We start from the raw sequence: 16,646 nt of genomic DNA on the forward strand, positions 1-16,646 counted from the left end.
CCCTCCAGGAGTTGGCGTTAGCATCTGGGTTTCCATCCAGCTATTCTCACGTCACTGGAGCTAAATAGATACCCCTTATATTTATACAGTATCGGGGCGACACCCTGGCCGGTCAATGCCTGGCTGATACGCGTGCCCGACGGAGCACATAGGATCGTGTAATCCGACCTCCGCCCGTTGGCCACGCAGACGCGGAGGAACGTTGGGCCCGCCGGGTTAAGCCCAGCAGTGGCGAGAACAATCGTGGGACCAAAAAAAAAAGCCCCAGCCGCCCCCAACATCGGGGAAGGCTGGGGCTGGTAGCCAAATCGAACTTCGATCAGGCTACGCCGCTTTCGGCAGTGGCGAATATCCCATCCGCGTCCAAACTTCGTCATCCACCGGGATCGGGGCAACTCGCCCTGATACCAAGTTGACGAAATTGCCGTGGAAAGACAACTTGCCATTGCGAAACATCTGCCAGAGAAGCTCTGACGCCCAACCTACGATCATCCGGTTGATGAACAGGTTCTGCCGCTCAAGCGCCTCGGCCATCGAGCACGACGGTTGGTCGTCCTCAGGAAGGGTCGTATCGGCAATCTCGGGGAACAGGTCAACCGCGTGAGGCAGTCTGTCCTGGCGCCCATGTCCTTTGCAGAACTCTCCCACGACAACCTGACCGCTCGCCGCGTTGTTGCCGAGGTCCATGTAGTACCCCTGCTTAAACGACTTGGCGATAAGGTTTCGTGCACGCCGCGAATCCACACAGGAAATCACCATGTCGGTCTTGAAGATGTCGACGTTGTACCCGTCAAACATCACCGGCATCGACCTCCACTGAGTACCAAACCCCATGTTGATTCGCTGAATCATAACGTCGGTCTTGAAGTGTCCGACGTCGCAGGGGTAAAAGCCCTGCCTGCCCACATTGGACGGCGAAACCGTATCACCGTCGATTGCCGTGACTTCGAGTCCTGGATGACCAAGCTCGCCGATCGCGTAGTTCAGCGTGGCCAGCGCAGCGAGCATCGCACTACCATTCCCGCCGGCACCGACCACAACGATCTGAACCTTTCTCGATAGGAATTCCGAACGCACCATGTGATCACGCTGCATGACGCACCTCCTCAAGCGAGAACTGCTCGCTCACGGGGATCGTGATGCCGAGAGCGCACAGGCGCGCGGCAACGTCGAACTCCGAGAGATCGCATCGGTGGCAAAGACCATATACCACCGAAAACTTGACCTCGCCTCGATCGTCCTTGTTGTCCGTCGAACTGAAGTACGCCGGCGAACTACCATGGCTGTGCAGGTCTACGACAAGGTGCTCACCGGGCTCGAGCTGCGGGCGTTCTACGACAACCTCCGCCGAAGATGCCTTCCGCTCGACCAGCGGCCGATATCGAAACTTTCGGGTGTGCTCACTCCATGTGATCCACGCCGCGGTCTCAATTTCGCCTGCCTTGCTGGCCTGCTCCGCAAACTGCCAAAGCAGATCGCGGGGCACCTGGCCACACAGCAACTCGAACGTTTCCGACACCTCCCCATAGGGAAGCACCAACCCGCTCTCGTTCTTCATGGCCAGCTTGCGCATATACAGCCACGGGCGACGGACTTCGAGCGCCAAGCCGTTGCTACCGACCAGGAACCGATGCCCAACGCCTGCGAGCCGCTCGAAATCGGCGAATTTCGACATGGGAAGCGTCGGAAACTGTGATTGAAGGAACATGTCACGAGAATCCATCACTCGTCCCCCCGAACCAGCTTGTCGAACATCTGACCCAGCGTAGCGCCAGCTGACTTGAGCACGCGCGTCGGAAAGGCTTGATGCTTGCCTTCCAGCAACTCCTTCCAGAGGACAAACGGGTTGGCCCCCTTCTTCAGCAGCTGATCCTGCGGCACATTCGGGTGGGTAAACCACGTTCCGAAAAACGCGTCTTCCCACTGCTCGATTGGGGCATTCACTCGCTGCTTAGGCAGATCGATATTCCCGACGCAGATGCGCCCCGCCTCCCACACGTTGAAGAAAGGGCTGCGCAGCAGCCGAGTCTTCTCAGTCGGCCTCGCCTTACCTGCATAAGCGAAGACGAACCAGGCGTCATTCTTCACGAAGAAGACGAGGCCCGGTAATGGACACCTTCCAGCTTTGTCACCGTCGAAGCTCTTATTCCGAAACGCCACGTGGCGCGTCTCTGGACGGGTGTACCAGACCATATAGTCCGGCCCCCTACCAAGGACACGCTGGTGGAACAAGGAACGCGAGCTCGAGCGATCGGCGAACTGGTCGAGCGCTTCAATCAATGCCGCCTTACTAGCCGGCTGCCCGGGTGCAATCACTGCGTTGTCACCGTCGATCCGTACAGGATTGATAGTCACAAGGCCTTGGCGGCCGTCCGCGGAACTGCCCGAGTACATGAGGATGGCGTGGTCCAAACGCAGCGACCCGCCAACACCTCCAACTTGGGTATTGATCATGTCAATTTCCATATTCAACGGGATCCGTCATCGACTGCAGCAGGCGATCAGTCGCGCGCAGCAATTTCAATTTCGCATCCCAGGTTCTCAAGGTGCCTCGCAGTTGTGCGGGGCTCTCACAGGACAGCACTTCAGATCCGAGTCCGTACGACCAGCCCTCGCCACCCGAAGTGAGCAAGTTTGCGTAGTCGTCCCAAACCCGAAAAATGTTGTCCCGCTTACCGTCGTATTGCGCTTCCGGGTGATCCCATGCCAGGGAGAACACTGGGTACATCGACGTGAAGTCGGTTCCCCACATGTTCGGCCAAGCTGCTTTCTTGGGCCGGCGCGCCTTGACCAAAGCGACAAGGTCAGCGAGCAGTGGCGGCAGAACTTCATGCCGCGCTGCCACTTCCTGCACGAAGCGATCCATCTCCTTGGTGCAGGGCATCTTCAGAAGATCCGGCATCGGGCAATCCCTTCGGAAAGCCCGTGGCGTGTAACTGAAGAACGCATCAGAACCATCCTCGTTCTCCGGTTCACCTCCCTCTTCCTCCAGCTCGTCGTCCGAGTAGCACTCTTCCCATCCATACGTGCATGAGCCCGTGTTGGACAGAATGTGCTTGTGATCGAACGTCCAGCCGATTTGATGACCAGCGGCAGAGAGAATCGTGGTTGCCGCGAGCCCCAGCCCATCAGCGATCGCATTCATCGCTTCAAAGCCACGGCGCAGGCTACGAAAGTTAGGACCGCACCGGCCGATCTCCACAAAAACGGCAAGACCGTCCGATTCCTCCTCCATAGGCTCAGCGATCGCCCCACTGTCATAGAGATCGCTGACCGTGGTGAAGACCAGATCGAGGTCGATGACCTCAACCCCGGCGGTACGCTCAGCGAACCATCGGGACATTGCCTTTTCGAAAACCTGACCTGGCGAATACCAGCTACGCAGGTCAGAAGATCGAATCATCTTGCAAGCATTCAACGATTGAACCGCGTCTAGCCACTGCGGCCCCCGATGCCCGCCAAACTCGACCGGAACATCGCTATGTAGCCGCGGTAGTCTCAGCCAAGAATGGGAAGATCCAGGGGCGCGGGGCAAAATCGGCCGGCTGGCTGATCCCGCTTGGACTGGGCGATCATCGCCATCAAAATGCACACGCATTGGGATACCTCCTCAGGTGGTACGGGCACGGGTGCAGCAGACCCCGAAGGTTCTGCCGCGCCCATCACCTTTTCCACCGATGAGCCTTCAGCCTGGGCAAACCAGGCGTCAAACGTCATCGGCTTCATGGTTCAGCCCTTTTGTCCCACCTTGCGGCGGACGTTGTACACAACGGTGCCATCCTCCCGCACGTCCCCTTGTTCGATTTCCGCCGTTGCAATGTCCGGATGCGCCATGGAAAGCACATCACGGACTTGTTCGAGCGTGAGCGAGGGGCCCGGGTCGGCGAACTGAGTGCCGTGGTACATGAAGACGCGCTTCAGCGTTTGGACTGTGAGTGCCATGGTTGGTCCTCCTTAGCCCACCAACGGCGTGCCGCCGAACAGGCCGCCGGTAGCGTTGGACTGGTTGGTAGCAGCGTCATCAGACTGAACACCGGCAGTGGTAGCACCAGCCGATTCTTCAGAGCTCTCATCGTCATCCTCGGCGCCGATCAAGTCGCCAGCGGAAACGATGCCCGAATCAGCCTTAGGCGCCGGCTTGGCGACACCCTTGGCCTTATCGACAGCCTTCCCCTTCGCCACATTGAGTGCGGCGCTGGTTTGGGCAAGTTGATCGACAAGCGACTGACGTTGCTCCGTGAACTCCGAGAGGCAACGGACGAACTCGAGATCGAGCTCCTCCGGGGTACCCGTCAGCACCAGCGGCGTCAGCAGCCCGCTCTCGCTGGCATCCTTCTGATCCGACTTTGGCATTGCGGCCACCGTCAGTTTTCCGGACTTGTCAGCGACGATCGAGAACATCAACCGGCCGCCCGATTGCTGGGCGAGCGACTGCAGCTGTTTGAACAGCGTGGACATATAAACTCCTTGGGATGCATGTGCGAATTCCGCCTCTCGGTAGAGGGGAAACCCGCGAACGGAAATAGAAAATGCTGGCCACCAGAACGGTGGACAGCGACAGGAACCACGGCTGCTTAGTTCAGCAGCATGACGGCAGGAATCTTGCCGTTGAAATCGAAATCCGACGTCGCCAGAAGCCCCTTGATCATCTCGTCTCGCTTGCCCGACATGATCTTGGAGAACTTCTTGTCGAGGTGCTGTTTCAGGCCGATCTCTTGGCACAGGCTTTCGATCTCCGCCTTCGTCATCACCTCCATCAGACCCGAGCAGACTTTCCAGTGACTGGCGAAGTCCACACCGAGGAACGATGCAAGCGCCTTCACCTCGGACATCTGGATCTTATCGACGACCGACCAGGCGACCATGTCCAGCAGGCGGCCGCGCGGCGTCTCATCGAGGCCTTGTACAACGTCCAGGCTGTCTTTCAGCTTGACGCCGTTACCAACCTTACCCCCGCTCGCCTTGCGAACCTGCTCAGCGAGAGCGCTGTCGTCGATATGACGCAGCAGCCCTTGCGCGGCGAGAGTGATGATGAGCACGTCCGTTTTGGCCGAGCTGCGCAGAATCACGGTGCGCACGACCTCCCGCCAGGTCTTCTCGCGATATTCCTTCACGCGAGGCGACACTGCCGAGATACTCGGTTTGGCACCCGTCTTCCCTTTCTGGGCGGCGCTGCTGCCAGCACCCGATTTCCCGGATGTCGACGCAGAACCCTTGCCCGGGCCGGTCGAAACCGGAGCGAGCGTGGCCAGATAGGCCTTGTTCTTTTCCTTGTTGCATGCAACGTCCATGCAATAGTTCGGGAACGTCTGGCCAACCTTGCCGGGCACCGCAGAGATCAGGGCACCGAAGTTCGCACACCCCTTGCAGGCATCTGCCTGTTCGGCGCCGACGCCCGTGTCGCCGTCCGCCTTGAGGGCGATTACCGTCTGGTTGTCGCCGGGGCGGACCACCTGGATGCGTTGATACTGCCCTTCCAGGCTCTTTTTCACGGATTCGATCAGCGCTTCGTTCTTCGCATCGAAGCACGATTTCTTCGTGCAGCGACCATCGTCGATAGCCTCCGCAAAAAGCGCGCGCTGATTGGCCGAATTGTGATGGCAGGAAACGCACTCGCTCTTGTCAAAGCGCGCGTTGTCGAGCCGCAAAGCCTGCGCTGCCAGCTCAGTCCTCAGATCGGGGACCGAGACTTTCTTCTCGATGATGAGCGGAAGAATCTGGGCCTGTACGTTCTTCGGAACGGCTGCGAGCAGCTCAGCATGACCGAGCAGGATCTTGCGCTCATTCAACGCGTCCTGAACAGCGGGGATGCAGTTTTGCAGCGCGAGGCGGCTTTCCAGCTTGGGCATTGACCACCCGAGCCGCTTCGCCACCTCATTGCGATCACCACCGTAGAGGCCCATCGCCGTAACCGCGGCACCCGATTCTTCGGTGGCCGACATACCTTCGCGCTGGATATTTTCAGCGGCGGCAGCGGCAGCGGCCTCCGCATCGGTCATCTCCCGCGAGAAAGCTGGGATTACCCCGTCGGGCCCATACGCTTCGTGCGCGCCACGTAGGCGACGTTCGCCTGCGATGAGTTCGAGGTACCCATCCTTCGGACGGACCAAGATGGGCTGCAGAATGCCCTGAGACTTGATGGACTGAACCAACTCAGCCATCGCCTGCGGCTCAAAGAACTGACGTGGGTTATAGACCACGCGAACATCGCCGATGCGGGCAAAGATGAAGTTCGCGCCCCCCGGAGCCAGTTCCCAGTTAACTGCTTGTGCCCTGTCTTCCGGCATAACAGCGCCTGCGTCTGGCAAGGGTGCAGTGGGGACCAGAGAGGTCTCGGTTGAGAGTTGCATGGATTCTCCTGAAGTACAGAGGCAGAATCCATGCCCCGCGTGGGATCATGAATCCCACCAGGGTTGAAAGTGTCGACTTGTCGTCGTTTGGCTAGTTGCGCCCAGCTGCGCATTCTGACGGGACCATTGCTGCTTCCCGCCAAGAAATTAGACCGATTTTAGGGCAAAAAACTCGTTTACGGCAACAGATGGCCGAAAAGGCTAGCGGTGTCGCACAACGCCAGCACCGCTACTCCTGCGATGGCCAGATATGGCCCGAAAGGGGTCTCCCTGCGACCAGCGCCCCGAGCCATCAAGCTCACTCCCGCCACTAGAGCGAAAAGCAGCAAGGCCGTCGTCAAGACGGCCAACAGCGCCGGCGCACCGCTCCAGGCACCGATGGCGGCAAACATCTTGAAGTCGCCTTTGTACATACCGGACTGTCCAGCGGTAAGCTGGAAAAGTAAGTTCAGCCCCCAAAGTGCACTGTAGCCAGTGACAGCACCAATCACGGCTGACTGCAACGGGACGAATGTGCCCGCACAATTGGCCAGCAGCCCACCCCACAGCAGCGGTAACACTATGACGTCTGGAATGATTTGATGCTCTGCATCGACTAGCGCGCAGGTCGCGAGCATGGCTGCATACAGGACAAAAAGTCCGATAGTCGCCGGCGAATCCCATCGCCATGCTGCTAGCAGGCCTGCACCTGCGAGGAGAGTGCAGCAGACTACAAAGGTGGACCAAGAAGCCCACGTACTCGGAGGTTTCATGCGGGAGAGCGCCGCCAGAAATACACCCAGCCCCTCCCCAACGCCGTCTTCGTCGACACTCCATTGCGCTTCGAGGAATCGTGGAATCCATCCCGCCAATGCAATGCTGCAGCCGCCGGCCACCAGGCCCAAAATAGTGGCCCCCAAAACGACTGGAACTTCCATCCGGATCCTCGCCTACTAGCTCAATGCTCCGCGAGCAAGAACCCTTCTGGCATGCTCGCAAAAAAGTCTGAAACTTCCGCTTCTTCAGCTTCGATATGGCACCGGTACATACCAGCATCGTGCTGTAGAGTGATTTGGCCACGTCTGCAGCGCATTCGGTTGGCCATCTCGCCTTGCCGGATGCGCAGCGCGTAACTTTCGCGCCCGCCCTTTTCGATCACACGGAGCGCCAGTTCGCCTTCGACCGATTCGGCCATGAGAATCTTGTCGTCGGCCAGCAGAAGATGACCGGGCATGGTGGGTCGGATTGGCGTCGAACCGACCTTGAATCGCTTCTGGATCTGCATCTAGCTCCCTTGGTTTTGGAACAGCTTACGCCGCCGACGCCAAGATACCAGCCCTACTGGTGCCCCCAAACAAAGCGTGCCCGAAGGCCAGCCCACCAACGGCCAATTCGCCGCGAAAGGTCATTGGCGGCGATGATTGCCACCGTCGCAACAGTCAACAACCCGGTAACCAGTATCAGGCCACTTGTTACGGCATTCGGCGCGAGCTCCAACGCAGCAAAGGCGAACGCAAGTGTCGCCAAGCACGCCCAAACCGCCAGCGTGAAAAGCCCGTCTCGCTGGGTCTTGACCAGATCCTCCAACACAACCCGGTCAAGCACGGTGATTCCACCTGTGGACTGCTGGGGAAACGCCTTTCTGACTTCACGCGCCAAGAAGTCAGCGCTGGGATTGGCTCCATCCTCCCACGTGAGGCGAGCTTTGATGCCCTCGACTGCGGCACGGGCGTCTGCAATCGCCTTCGCCCGGGTCTCTTCGCGAATGTATTTTGGCCAGTCGTCACGGACAGTCGCCTCAATCACATCCGGGACCTCCCCTTCCCAGTAGAACTCATAGAAGAGTTGGAGGAGCGTGAGGAACGGCGTTCCATGGTAGCCACGGTAGCCCCCGTAACTGAGACACGCCCAGTGAGCGAGCTCATGCAGGAAGAACTCGTCAGTCGGTACCTCATGGAAAGCGGCCACGCGGAAACGGTCACGCCGGCGCCAGTCGCCGACCACGATCTTGCTCAAGAGAGATACTTTTTTGGCTAGGCGCAGTTCCGGCGCCCTCTTGATACCGAGTTCAAGGCAGATGGCTTCGTACCGCTCGCGTGCCGCGGCAAAGTTGTCTGGCTCGATAGCACCGGACGCAACGGCGCCCCATTCAACTAGTCGTCCGAATAGCATGTCAGTTCAGCGCAGGCTTGTACGAGCAAATGAAGTTGTGCATCAGGGCGAAGCCCTCGACATCGCCATCGAAGTAAATGTGGCCCCCGCTAATACTTCGCACGGTGACCTCACCGCCCAACTCCCCGTCTGTGCACTCGTAGGTGCGATCCACGACCACGTCTGCTGCCGTCATAGCCATGTGACTCCTCCCACCACCATATTGAATATTTCGGGTATCCGGGTCTCGTGGTTGATATCAACGTTGAGACGTCACCTTGTCTTCCCGATTTCCAAACGCCTAGTCGATATCAGCGTGCCGCTTATTCGTCCACAATCCGGATGCGATCTGATTCCATTCAAAGAGGTCAACCGCATTGATCCGCATCGCCCATCCTGAGTATCGGCCGTAAGCCGGATGCTCGGGAGTAGTCCATTCCCATTCGTTCGTCGTGACATGGACGCCGAGCCGATTCATGGCCTCGCGTTGCCCGTCGTGCCCGGTGTGAATTAGCGGGAAGTCGTCGGGGAAGTTAGCGAGTGCTGCGCGTAGCTCGCCGACGGTGCGCGCGTAGGTGCTCTGCCAATAGCGCCTCGAGAGCTCTTGGTCTGGCGATAGCGGGCGAGGCCCGCCAAAAAACCGGTAGATCGTGTCTAGGGATTCGAACGTGCTGAACTCCACGTGCCCGGGAAGCTTGCACCGCTCGACGGCGGGTTGAACGTTGAATGCGACCAAAGACTTGTCGCCGCGAATCAGGTCGACGGCCGCCTGATAGTCGCCGTCGTAGCTAGCCGTCACCAAATACGGCAAGTCTTGCCCGCCGACTTCATCATCGGCGTCAGTGTCGTAAATCTCTATTAACTTTAGCAGTGAGGAACCCGTGGTTGCATTCATGCTTTTCGACTCCAATCAGGTCATCCCTGGTTATCGGTTGCGGAAACTAAATTGCATTTCGTGGTTGATATCAACCGAGGGCCCATGCGCCGTACCTGTGAGCCAATCAATAGTTGTTTAGCGATTGCCTAAAGGTGCACCGCCGCCCTGTTGCGCAGAGAGCGCACGAAGCTCTTCGGCGACGCTCTCGCAGGATTTCGGCGTGATGCGCCGTCCTTTGGCTACGATCTCCGCGTACTCAGCAGAGAATCGGATGTCGTCGGGGACGTTCCCGCCAACGGTGAGACTGAACGCCGAATCGCCGATTGCCGTGTACACAATCGGCAAGTTCATGACGGTGGCCACCTTGCGGTTGACGAGCTGCGGCGACATCTCGACTTCAGGCAAAGTCTTGCCAGCTTTGGCATTGATGAGGCAGGCGGCCATGTAGGCTGAATAGAACTGCTGACGAAGGAGGCCGCCCGCTTGCGCTGGTAGCGTCGACTTCGCGCCAATCTTTACCTCCGGTTGAGGGGCGTCTCCACCCGCGACCGCCGCAACAGAAGAAGAGTCGCTTTTGGTGTCAACGGGCGCTCCGGACGGAAATTCGATGTCGGGGTGAGTACCGGTGTACGTGGTCCAAGCCACTAGGATCACCACAGCCACCATGAGCACGCGCAACGGTAGATTCACGTCGAATGAACGACCGAATAGGGTCATCCTTGTCGGATCAGAAGCTGGGAAATCGTCTTCCAGGTCCATCATGTAGGTTTGCGCGCCACGAAGATTCAGGGTGGAGATCAGGTTTGCGACCGATTCCCCCGCTCGCGCGCAGTTCAGCCAACCTAATCTTGGATAGTTCAATTATCTGGTCGCGTTGGCTCGCCAACCACTCGTAAAGAGCCCGCATCCCGGCCCTCTTTCGGTCCCAATAACGTCGATTCCACTGGCGAGGCACAGCAACGAAACTCGATTTCCTGGTAGGAAATTGCTGGTATACTCGACCTCGATCCTTGATCCGGTAGCTGGACCGTACCTAGCCCTTTCTAGGCGCACCTTGCGCCACTTTCCCTTCGGGGGGACATCACGCTCCCCTCAAGGGGCATGGTGTCTTCCATCAATCAGGAGACATCAATGAACCATTTCATCGACTGCATGGAGCAGTACTGGGCGTCCTACAAGGATCTCATGCTGCAGCAGGCTCGCGACCGTCTGGAGCTTGACCATCGCTACAAGGTAGAACTGGCAATGGCCAGCGACGCCGCTCACGCGAGCCCCTCTTCCGAGTACGTAACACGTGCCGCGGAGGACGGGATCGAGTCAGCGGCCTGGCGGCTTATTCAAGAGTTGCTCGCCCATGCAGTCCGGGAGTTTTCTCCAAACCCAGCGACACCTTTAGAGCTGCACAGCAAAGAACTGATCGATGAACTTGGGTATCGGGCAAAGCCCGGATCCTTTAGCCCAAGCGGCCTGTGGAGCGCACTCGAGGCGAAGTACAGGGATGGCATCGGTCACACACTCGCCTACAAGAAACGCGGCGAATCGCTTGGGAAGTACTTCTCTCTCTCCGCGGGGGACGACGTACTCACCAAGAATGGCTGCATTCAGCTCACGCGGGATATTCGCTACGTGGACAAGTCCTACAGCGTGCCGGTGCTCGGTCATGCCGAGAGCGAAACACTCCGGCTGGAAGTGCTCCCAGCGCTTGCTAGCTTTGCAATTTGGGCGGGCAAACCTGGATTGGCAGAGGACATCGCCAAATTGGTACCGCATTTCAGCTACCCAGCTGGCGTTAAGTCCCGTGAGGCTTTCAAACTTGGCTCCGCGCAGGAAGGTCGAATCAAGCTCGTGACCTACCAAACGTCATTCGAGTGGATGTTCGAGCGCCCTGTTGCAGAACCGCTTGCCCTCTTCCTGGGCGAGTTCTATTTCGCGCCGCTACAAACGGCAGATTGAGTCCGGGTAGGACGCTTCTACCAGACACTGCAAGGTGCATTGCACCGTAACCCTAGAGGGACACATGCGCCCTTGGGGGGCCGTGTGTTTCTCCCAAAACCGCTGGAGAAAAACATGGAAGTTCGTGAACTGATCGATGCCACCCAGAAGTACTGGGAAGAAGTTGCTCAAACAATTCTGGGGCATGGAAAGGAAATCACTCGTCTGCGCAAAGTCGAAACTGCGATGTTCGGAAGCGAACGCTTCATGACCGCTCTTCCGGAGTACGACGAGATCGACCAACGCAAGCATCTGCGTAAAGCCGCAACCGGGCTGATGCAAAGGCTGACTCAAGTCGCGATCAACGAGTACTCTCCGAGTTCCTCGTCTCGACTCGAAATCAACTGGAGCGAAATCGCTGAAGCTGTTGGTTTTTCCGATGAGAAGCGGACGGAGTTCGATGCACACGTCTTCTGGCAGGAACTTGAGAAGCGGTACGGTGGAGGCAATGGCGCAAAGAATGCGTACCAGCAAGCCTCTTCTGTCCTTATCGATGAGTTCCGCATCAAGCCAGAGACGGGCGTCGAGCGCCGCAGAGGCGGGATCGTTCTCAATCTCGACATTCGTGCCACGCAGAAGTACAGCACTCGCTACACCATCGACTGGGGTAACGCCCAACGGCTGACTCGTACGCTGATTGCCCTGAAGTCGTTTGCTTCTTGGGGCGACATGTTTGCGCTTCAGCACGGCATGAGTACGTTCCTGAACGTGTGGTCACAACGTGGTGATCAGGTGCACTCGCGCGAGGCATTTACCTACGGCAACGTCGAAGGTGGCCAAATCAAAATAACCACCTTCTACAACCGGTTCGAGTTTGCATTCGATGCTAAGGCGTCCGAGAAGCTGCAACTCTTCCTCGGTGAGTTCGGCTTTACGCCGGTATCGGAGGCAGCATGAGCTGGGCAAGCAGCTTGCTCGAGATCCGATCAAAAGGATCAATGACGGCAAAAGCGGGCTCACTTGCCGGGCTTCACGAAGCTCGACAAGTCCACCAAAGTCAGTTCTTCACCACTGTGGCACTGTCGCAGTTCTGTTGGCGCCTTGTGGAACCGTCGATGAACAGGATCGCGGAAGAAGAAGGCATTGCTGAAGGAAAGGCGCTGAAGCTGAGCGTGCTCGACAACAGCGTCGGCAGCGGGCGATTGCTGCACTGGGCAAACCCTGAAATCCACTCGCTGTACGGGGTGGACGTCGATGAGGGTTGTATTGCAGCGCTAGGAGAGGCTGCAAGGGAGGCAGGGTTCACGTATGAATTCATCCATACAGGAATGGAATCGATCCGGCCGAAAGATTTTGACGTTTGCCTGATCAATCCGCCCTTCTCTATCAACCTTCAGAGCCCGTTCCTGGCGCCATACGAGTGCACTTCGTACGGGGCCTTTGGCCCCAGCACGAGCGCGCGCAGTGATGAGTATGCACTTTACCAAGCGCTTAGCGCGGCAAAGTGGGTTGTCGCGATACTGCCAACGACACTGGCCGACGAGGTCTACCTCAAATCGGTCAATGAGCACTCCAAGCATCAGTTCCGACGACTGCTGGCGATGTACGACATGCCGCAAGACGTTTTCCGGGAGGAAAACGCAACTGTTCGCGTGACCGTGGCACTGTTTGACACGGCCTTTCACGCAATGCCCGCCACACGGCAACGCGTAACTGACCTTAGCGCAGCTGTGGAGGCTCCAAGCTTGTTTGGAGGCATCCGCCGCGAGCCTCGGCTCAAGCACTTGGAATCGGAGAAATCGGGGCCTGCTATCAGCCGGCCCGTCACAGGCGATCCCGCTGTTCGGGTGTGCCATGACGGCCGTTGGATCAAGCTGAAGTTCAGGTGTGGGCTGACAGAAGCACTCGTGCTGAACGCGGTATACCAAGACCGCATCGGCGCCCACAGGCCCCACGAGGAACACCGATATCCGCGCGAAGTGAAATACGTTGGTCAAGGTGTCCTGGACCTGCAGATCCATCTAGCACAGCCGGATCCGATGAAGAGCTTTTGGGACTTCATCGCAGTCATTGGACGTGCGGGCGGTACTCCGGTAGTCGATGCCGGCTTGCTTCGCTACCTGCGGAGTCAGATCAAGGTGACGGCGACGCAGAAGACGCCTTTCCGACATACAGTGCTGATGCCTGGCACGGGTTCCGACACTGAGGGGCCGATGCAGGGAACCGCCAAGAAGGATCATCTGGTCGATCCTACGAAATGGGGATCTGCAGTGATCAAAGCCGGTACCACGGTCAGCTTCGTGGAGGTCGAGCACGGCAGGCATCGTTTCGAGTACCAAGGGAAGCAATACGTCCTGCCATACGAGGACATCTTGGCGCGCTTCGATTTGATCCAGAAGGAGGCGGCATCAGAATGGAAAGAGGTCTACCCAGGCCTCGCCGTTCAGAATCCGGAGCTTGCTGCAGTCTGGCGGGCTCGGATCCGCTCTCTCGGGATCGATACCTGGCTGACTCGCGGATATCAGGTCGACGACCTGGTGGAACTGGCACTGAAGCGGGGCGGCGTGGTTGCCTGGGCTATGGCTCTAGGCAAAGCTCGCGCAGCGCTGGCGATTGCCTTGCTTCTTGGGGGCAAACATTCGCTGGTCGTTCTCAAGGCGGCCTTGGTCGACGAGATGCTGATCGAGATCCGCAAGATTTGCCTTGATGGCGAACTCTGGCAGGTGATCGAGACGCCGGCGCATCTGCAGTCCCTGCGTCGGATCAACATCATTTCGGTGGATCGGCTGAAAGCTCCCATTACTCCAGAGCGGCCGCGCATGACGTACGCCAAGAAGTTGAGGCGACGCGTCGGCACGATTATTCCCGACGAGGCTCATTTTCTCGGGAACATCGATACCGATCAAACCGGCGCCGTTTGGCAGGTGTCGGCGAAGCGCAAGTTCCCACTCACCGGTACGCCGGCGGGCAACTATCCGCGCGACTGTCACGGTCTATTGGCATTCGCAGGGGGAGATGGAACAGCGGCCCAGCCGTACGGGTATCGCCGGTACTACCTTGACCCCAGTCTGCGCCACTCCATGGCACTGGCTGAGCGAGGTATTGATCGCGTGTTGAACACGTTCTGTGAGTTTGTCTGGGTCACCCGCGAGTTCGAAGATGAACTCAAGGGTGCAAAGCGCGAAGTACCCCGGATCGCCAACCTAGCTGAATACCGCAGGATGTTGGCACCGTGGATCAAGCGCCGCGTGGCCAAGGAACCCGACGTAGCTTCGTGCGTCTCGATTCCTGAGCCGACACCAGAGACACACCTGATTGAATTCGACATGGACCATCTTCTGCATTACCTGGTCGTGTCGGAGGACTTCTCCAAGTGGTATCTGGAAGGTCTTGACGAAGGGAAGCGAAACAACCTCGTCACCATTCTTGCTCGCATCAAGGCTGTGGAGATTGCCAACAATTTCCCGCAGCATCCGAAGGCGACCAAGGGGTATGCACCTCTGACGAGCAAGCAACGCTTCTGTATCGACAAGATTGAAGAGCTCGTGGATCTGCGTAGGCGGCCAATAATGTTCACCGGCTACCCCGGGAATGCAGAACTGGTTGCACGCCACTTAGCCAAGCGCCACATCGATTCAGTGGTGATCCACGGCGGCAAGACGATCAAACGTCGGAACGCCGAGTTCGAGGAGCGATTTCGGAAAGGAACAGTTCCGGTTGCTTTGGTGACATACGGCAGTATCGGGGAAGGCACCAACATCCCTCAATGCAGTGACGTGCTACTGGCTGACAAAAGCTGGTCCGCACGAAAGGAGAGTCAGGCGATCGCCCGGGCGCTGCGCGACGAGAACGAGTGGGATGAAGTGAAGGTGCACCACGCCATCACCGAACACTCAATCGATTCGTATATGCAACAAGTAGTGTCCTATAAGGCCGACAGCTTCAACGCCGGCTTCGATTGGGGCACGCCGACCACGTTCGATCAGGAATTCCTGCACATGGACGTGATCTTCCGGCGATTCTGCAGTGACCTGTCCAAGCTAGTGGGCGTTCACGCGCTCGATCTACGCAAGTATCTCGAAAAGGAGGTGTCGCATGCTCAGCAACGCATCGCGGCTTAAGCCGATTCTCCCCACGGTCTCAATCGGGAGCGAATCGGTTGTGATCCGGAGACCCGGTCAGTCCCAGCCCGTTGTCGCCAACATTCTTGGCACATTCAAGGATGGGAACGGCCAGGTGAGCCGGGTTGTACTCGATCGGCTGGTCCACCGGCTAGCCGAGAGCGAGTACGAAGGTTGGCGGTGCTCCGGTGCAGTGGTAACAGAGCTACACCGCGCGCAGGAAGCCGACGACTAGCAACAGCAGAAGCGCAACGCCCCGGGGACATCCCTGGGGCGTTTTTTTTGGGCGAGCGAAACTACAGCTCAGATTGCCGCGAAAGCAGCAAAGCGCTGGGGAGGGAAAACATCTGGAAGTGGGGGGGACTGCAGGTAGGAGGAGAGGAGGTTTCAATTGTGCTGGGAAGGACACCACCATCCCGCAAGCGGGATGGTGGAGACCTGAACGGCACTGGCCAACAGATCAGGCCACGGAAACGGTCACCCATTTGCCGTTGACCTTGATATCAGTCAGCACAGAACCATTGAGCCGGTAGACGCGGCGCGAATCCGTTGTCGAAATCACGTGCCTGCGGCTTTGAGCCTCGAACGAGGTGTACATGGTGGAACTCCTTTCGGTTGAAGGGAGCGCCACTGCCCCTACCGGGACAATGGAGCCCCGGATGGGAACGACGTACATCAGCGCAAAGCGAGTGTTGCAACCTGCGTGATCTTGCCCAGAATCCTCTTGTAGAAGGGTTCGGACTTGATAAACGGCGCGGTGTAGACCCACTTGCCAGTTTCAGCCAGTTGAAGGTGACGCTCGCGCGCCTCAGCAACCGGTTCTCGGAACATCTGCTCGGCCATCTTCGGTGCAACGATGACCTTCGTCTTCGTTGCAGTCGTTGGGGCCGGTTGGAACCCGAGATAACGGATCCACGAAAACCGCAACTGCTTGCGATCTTCAATGGAATCCACGAAGGCGACGACAGTCGCACCTTTGATCGTGGTGTGGAAGACCTGCAGTCGACGGATCAAATCCGCGTCATGCGTGGACTCCAGGCACCACTCGACAATCACCCCTGCCTGCTCATCCGAGCTAACGAAATTGCGGTACCCATAAGGAGCACCGCTGGATGTCATCGTCCATACGCGCTTTTCGCCTGATTCCAGAGCCTGACGAACGACAAAGGAAACCAAGCGAGTGCGGAGCAATTTCTGAAACATGTGGTTCTCCAAAGGAAACTTGGAGCCACCACG

The 16,646-nt window shown here is 58.1% G+C and carries 19 protein-coding genes; 3 read left to right on the forward strand and 16 right to left on the reverse strand.

The window, feature by feature from the left end; translation table 11 throughout:
- Nucleotides 1–324: 324 nt before the first annotated feature.
- From DOD19_RS25605 to DOD19_RS25665, 14 genes are all read right to left on the reverse strand, one after another.
- Nucleotides 325–1,095 carry a PRTRC system ThiF family protein gene (locus DOD19_RS25605; protein WP_024979627.1) on the reverse strand — a complete coding sequence of 257 codons (771 nt, stop codon included), beginning with the start codon at nt 1,093–1,095 and terminating at the stop codon, nt 325–327.
- Nucleotides 1,085–1,723 (reverse strand): PRTRC system protein A, encoded by a 639-nt coding sequence (locus DOD19_RS25610; protein ID WP_024979626.1) that lies wholly within the window; start codon nt 1,721–1,723, stop codon nt 1,085–1,087. Before DOD19_RS25610 ends, DOD19_RS25605 begins: the two co-directional genes overlap by 11 nt.
- Nucleotides 1,723–2,454, reverse strand: a complete 732-nt coding sequence (locus DOD19_RS25615; RefSeq protein WP_231973466.1) for a PRTRC system protein B — start codon at nt 2,452–2,454, stop codon at nt 1,723–1,725. Before DOD19_RS25615 ends, DOD19_RS25610 begins: the two co-directional genes overlap by 1 nt.
- Nucleotide 2,455: 1 nt before the next feature.
- On the reverse strand, nt 2,456–3,343 hold the full coding sequence (locus DOD19_RS25620) for a hypothetical protein (protein ID WP_231973468.1): 888 nt from the start codon (nt 3,341–3,343) through the stop codon (nt 2,456–2,458).
- Between the two features lie 155 nt (nt 3,344–3,498).
- Complete coding sequence (locus tag DOD19_RS27620; protein ID WP_162634492.1) at nt 3,499–3,726, reverse strand: hypothetical protein; 228 nt, start codon at nt 3,724–3,726, stop codon at nt 3,499–3,501.
- A gap of 3 nt (nt 3,727–3,729) precedes the next feature.
- A complete protein-coding gene (locus tag DOD19_RS25625) occupies nt 3,730–3,942 on the reverse strand; it encodes a PRTRC system protein C (RefSeq protein ID WP_024979623.1) in 213 nt (70 codons plus the stop codon).
- 12 nt (nt 3,943–3,954) lie between these two features.
- Nucleotides 3,955–4,458, reverse strand: coding sequence for a PRTRC system protein E (locus tag DOD19_RS25630; RefSeq protein WP_024979622.1), 504 nt, complete (start codon nt 4,456–4,458; stop codon nt 3,955–3,957).
- Nucleotides 4,459–4,574: 116 nt separating this feature from the next.
- Nucleotides 4,575–6,350, reverse strand: coding sequence for a PRTRC system ParB family protein (locus DOD19_RS25635; RefSeq protein WP_024979621.1), 1,776 nt, complete (start codon nt 6,348–6,350; stop codon nt 4,575–4,577).
- A 176-nt stretch (nt 6,351–6,526) separates the two neighbouring features.
- On the reverse strand, nt 6,527–7,267 hold the full coding sequence (locus tag DOD19_RS25640; RefSeq protein ID WP_024979620.1) for an A24 family peptidase: 741 nt from the start codon (nt 7,265–7,267) through the stop codon (nt 6,527–6,529).
- A 20-nt stretch (nt 7,268–7,287) separates the two neighbouring features.
- Entirely contained in the window at nt 7,288–7,614 is a 327-nt protein-coding gene (locus tag DOD19_RS25645) for a hypothetical protein (protein ID WP_024979619.1), read from the reverse strand.
- A 53-nt stretch (nt 7,615–7,667) separates the two neighbouring features.
- Nucleotides 7,668–8,501 (reverse strand): hypothetical protein, encoded by an 834-nt coding sequence (locus DOD19_RS25650; RefSeq protein ID WP_024979618.1) that lies wholly within the window; start codon nt 8,499–8,501, stop codon nt 7,668–7,670.
- 1 nt (nt 8,502) lies between these two features.
- On the reverse strand, nt 8,503–8,676 hold the full coding sequence (locus DOD19_RS25655; protein ID WP_235193286.1) for a hypothetical protein: 174 nt from the start codon (nt 8,674–8,676) through the stop codon (nt 8,503–8,505).
- A 105-nt stretch (nt 8,677–8,781) separates the two neighbouring features.
- Nucleotides 8,782–9,375, reverse strand: coding sequence for a hypothetical protein (locus DOD19_RS25660; RefSeq protein WP_024979616.1), 594 nt, complete (start codon nt 9,373–9,375; stop codon nt 8,782–8,784).
- Nucleotides 9,376–9,492: 117 nt separating this feature from the next.
- Nucleotides 9,493–10,119 (reverse strand): hypothetical protein, encoded by a 627-nt coding sequence (locus DOD19_RS25665; protein WP_231973470.1) that lies wholly within the window; start codon nt 10,117–10,119, stop codon nt 9,493–9,495.
- A 369-nt stretch (nt 10,120–10,488) separates the two neighbouring features.
- Between DOD19_RS25665 and DOD19_RS25670 the strand changes: the two genes are divergently transcribed.
- The 3 genes from DOD19_RS25670 (at nt 10,489) to DOD19_RS25680 (ending at nt 15,410) form a co-directional block, all read left to right on the forward strand.
- Nucleotides 10,489–11,310 carry a hypothetical protein gene (locus DOD19_RS25670; protein WP_024979615.1) on the forward strand — a complete coding sequence of 274 codons (822 nt, stop codon included), beginning with the start codon at nt 10,489–10,491 and terminating at the stop codon, nt 11,308–11,310.
- A gap of 114 nt (nt 11,311–11,424) precedes the next feature.
- Nucleotides 11,425–12,246 (forward strand): hypothetical protein, encoded by an 822-nt coding sequence (locus tag DOD19_RS25675; RefSeq protein WP_024979614.1) that lies wholly within the window; start codon nt 11,425–11,427, stop codon nt 12,244–12,246.
- Nucleotides 12,243–15,410 carry a helicase-related protein gene (locus DOD19_RS25680; RefSeq protein ID WP_024979613.1) on the forward strand — a complete coding sequence of 1,056 codons (3,168 nt, stop codon included), beginning with the start codon at nt 12,243–12,245 and terminating at the stop codon, nt 15,408–15,410. The genes DOD19_RS25675 and DOD19_RS25680 overlap by 4 nt, the downstream gene beginning before the upstream one ends.
- A 460-nt stretch (nt 15,411–15,870) precedes the next feature.
- Here the strand turns inward: DOD19_RS25680 and DOD19_RS27795 are convergent, their stop codons facing one another.
- Together DOD19_RS27795 and DOD19_RS25690 are read right to left on the reverse strand one after the other, a co-directional pair.
- Nucleotides 15,871–16,008, reverse strand: coding sequence for a hypothetical protein (locus tag DOD19_RS27795; protein ID WP_182557887.1), 138 nt, complete (start codon nt 16,006–16,008; stop codon nt 15,871–15,873).
- Nucleotides 16,009–16,085: 77 nt separating this feature from the next.
- Nucleotides 16,086–16,613, reverse strand: coding sequence for a hypothetical protein (locus DOD19_RS25690; protein ID WP_024979611.1), 528 nt, complete (start codon nt 16,611–16,613; stop codon nt 16,086–16,088).
- Nucleotides 16,614–16,646 lie beyond the last annotated feature (33 nt).

It is taken from the genome of Ralstonia sp. GX3-BWBA, from assembly GCF_003290055.1.
GTDB classification, from domain to species: Bacteria; Pseudomonadota; Gammaproteobacteria; order Burkholderiales; family Burkholderiaceae; genus Ralstonia; species Ralstonia holmesii.

What these genes read in the sequence shown, in the direction of transcription:
- DOD19_RS25635 (WP_024979621.1), bottom strand. Translation starts at nt 6,350, where the DNA reads ATGCAACTCTCAACCGAGACCTCTCTGGTCCCCACTGCACCCTTGCCA.
- DOD19_RS25650 (WP_024979618.1), bottom strand. Translation starts at nt 8,501, where the DNA reads ATGCTATTCGGACGACTAGTTGAATGGGGCGCCGTTGCGTCCGGTGCT.
- DOD19_RS25640 (WP_024979620.1), bottom strand. Translation starts at nt 7,267, where the DNA reads ATGGAAGTTCCAGTCGTTTTGGGGGCCACTATTTTGGGCCTGGTGGCC.
- DOD19_RS25660 (WP_024979616.1), bottom strand. Translation starts at nt 9,375, where the DNA reads ATGAATGCAACCACGGGTTCCTCACTGCTAAAGTTAATAGAGATTTAC.
- DOD19_RS25690 (WP_024979611.1), bottom strand. Translation starts at nt 16,613, where the DNA reads ATGTTTCAGAAATTGCTCCGCACTCGCTTGGTTTCCTTTGTCGTTCGT.
- DOD19_RS25670 (WP_024979615.1), top strand. Translation starts at nt 10,489, where the DNA reads ATGAACCATTTCATCGACTGCATGGAGCAGTACTGGGCGTCCTACAAG.
- DOD19_RS25655 (WP_235193286.1), bottom strand. Translation starts at nt 8,676, where the DNA reads ATGACGGCAGCAGACGTGGTCGTGGATCGCACCTACGAGTGCACAGAC.
- DOD19_RS25680 (WP_024979613.1), top strand. Translation starts at nt 12,243, where the DNA reads ATGAGCTGGGCAAGCAGCTTGCTCGAGATCCGATCAAAAGGATCAATG.
- DOD19_RS25665 (WP_231973470.1), bottom strand. Translation starts at nt 10,119, where the DNA reads ATGATGGACCTGGAAGACGATTTCCCAGCTTCTGATCCGACAAGGATG.
- DOD19_RS25630 (WP_024979622.1), bottom strand. Translation starts at nt 4,458, where the DNA reads ATGTCCACGCTGTTCAAACAGCTGCAGTCGCTCGCCCAGCAATCGGGC.
- DOD19_RS25605 (WP_024979627.1), bottom strand. Translation starts at nt 1,095, where the DNA reads ATGCAGCGTGATCACATGGTGCGTTCGGAATTCCTATCGAGAAAGGTT.
- DOD19_RS25610 (WP_024979626.1), bottom strand. Translation starts at nt 1,723, where the DNA reads ATGGATTCTCGTGACATGTTCCTTCAATCACAGTTTCCGACGCTTCCC.
- DOD19_RS25615 (WP_231973466.1), bottom strand. Translation starts at nt 2,454, where the DNA reads ATGATCAATACCCAAGTTGGAGGTGTTGGCGGGTCGCTGCGTTTGGAC.
- DOD19_RS25625 (WP_024979623.1), bottom strand. Translation starts at nt 3,942, where the DNA reads ATGGCACTCACAGTCCAAACGCTGAAGCGCGTCTTCATGTACCACGGC.
- DOD19_RS25620 (WP_231973468.1), bottom strand. Translation starts at nt 3,343, where the DNA reads ATGTCCCGATGGTTCGCTGAGCGTACCGCCGGGGTTGAGGTCATCGAC.
- DOD19_RS27795 (WP_182557887.1), bottom strand. Translation starts at nt 16,008, where the DNA reads ATGTACACCTCGTTCGAGGCTCAAAGCCGCAGGCACGTGATTTCGACA.
- DOD19_RS25675 (WP_024979614.1), top strand. Translation starts at nt 11,425, where the DNA reads ATGGAAGTTCGTGAACTGATCGATGCCACCCAGAAGTACTGGGAAGAA.
- DOD19_RS27620 (WP_162634492.1), bottom strand. Translation starts at nt 3,726, where the DNA reads ATGAAGCCGATGACGTTTGACGCCTGGTTTGCCCAGGCTGAAGGCTCA.
- DOD19_RS25645 (WP_024979619.1), bottom strand. Translation starts at nt 7,614, where the DNA reads ATGCAGATCCAGAAGCGATTCAAGGTCGGTTCGACGCCAATCCGACCC.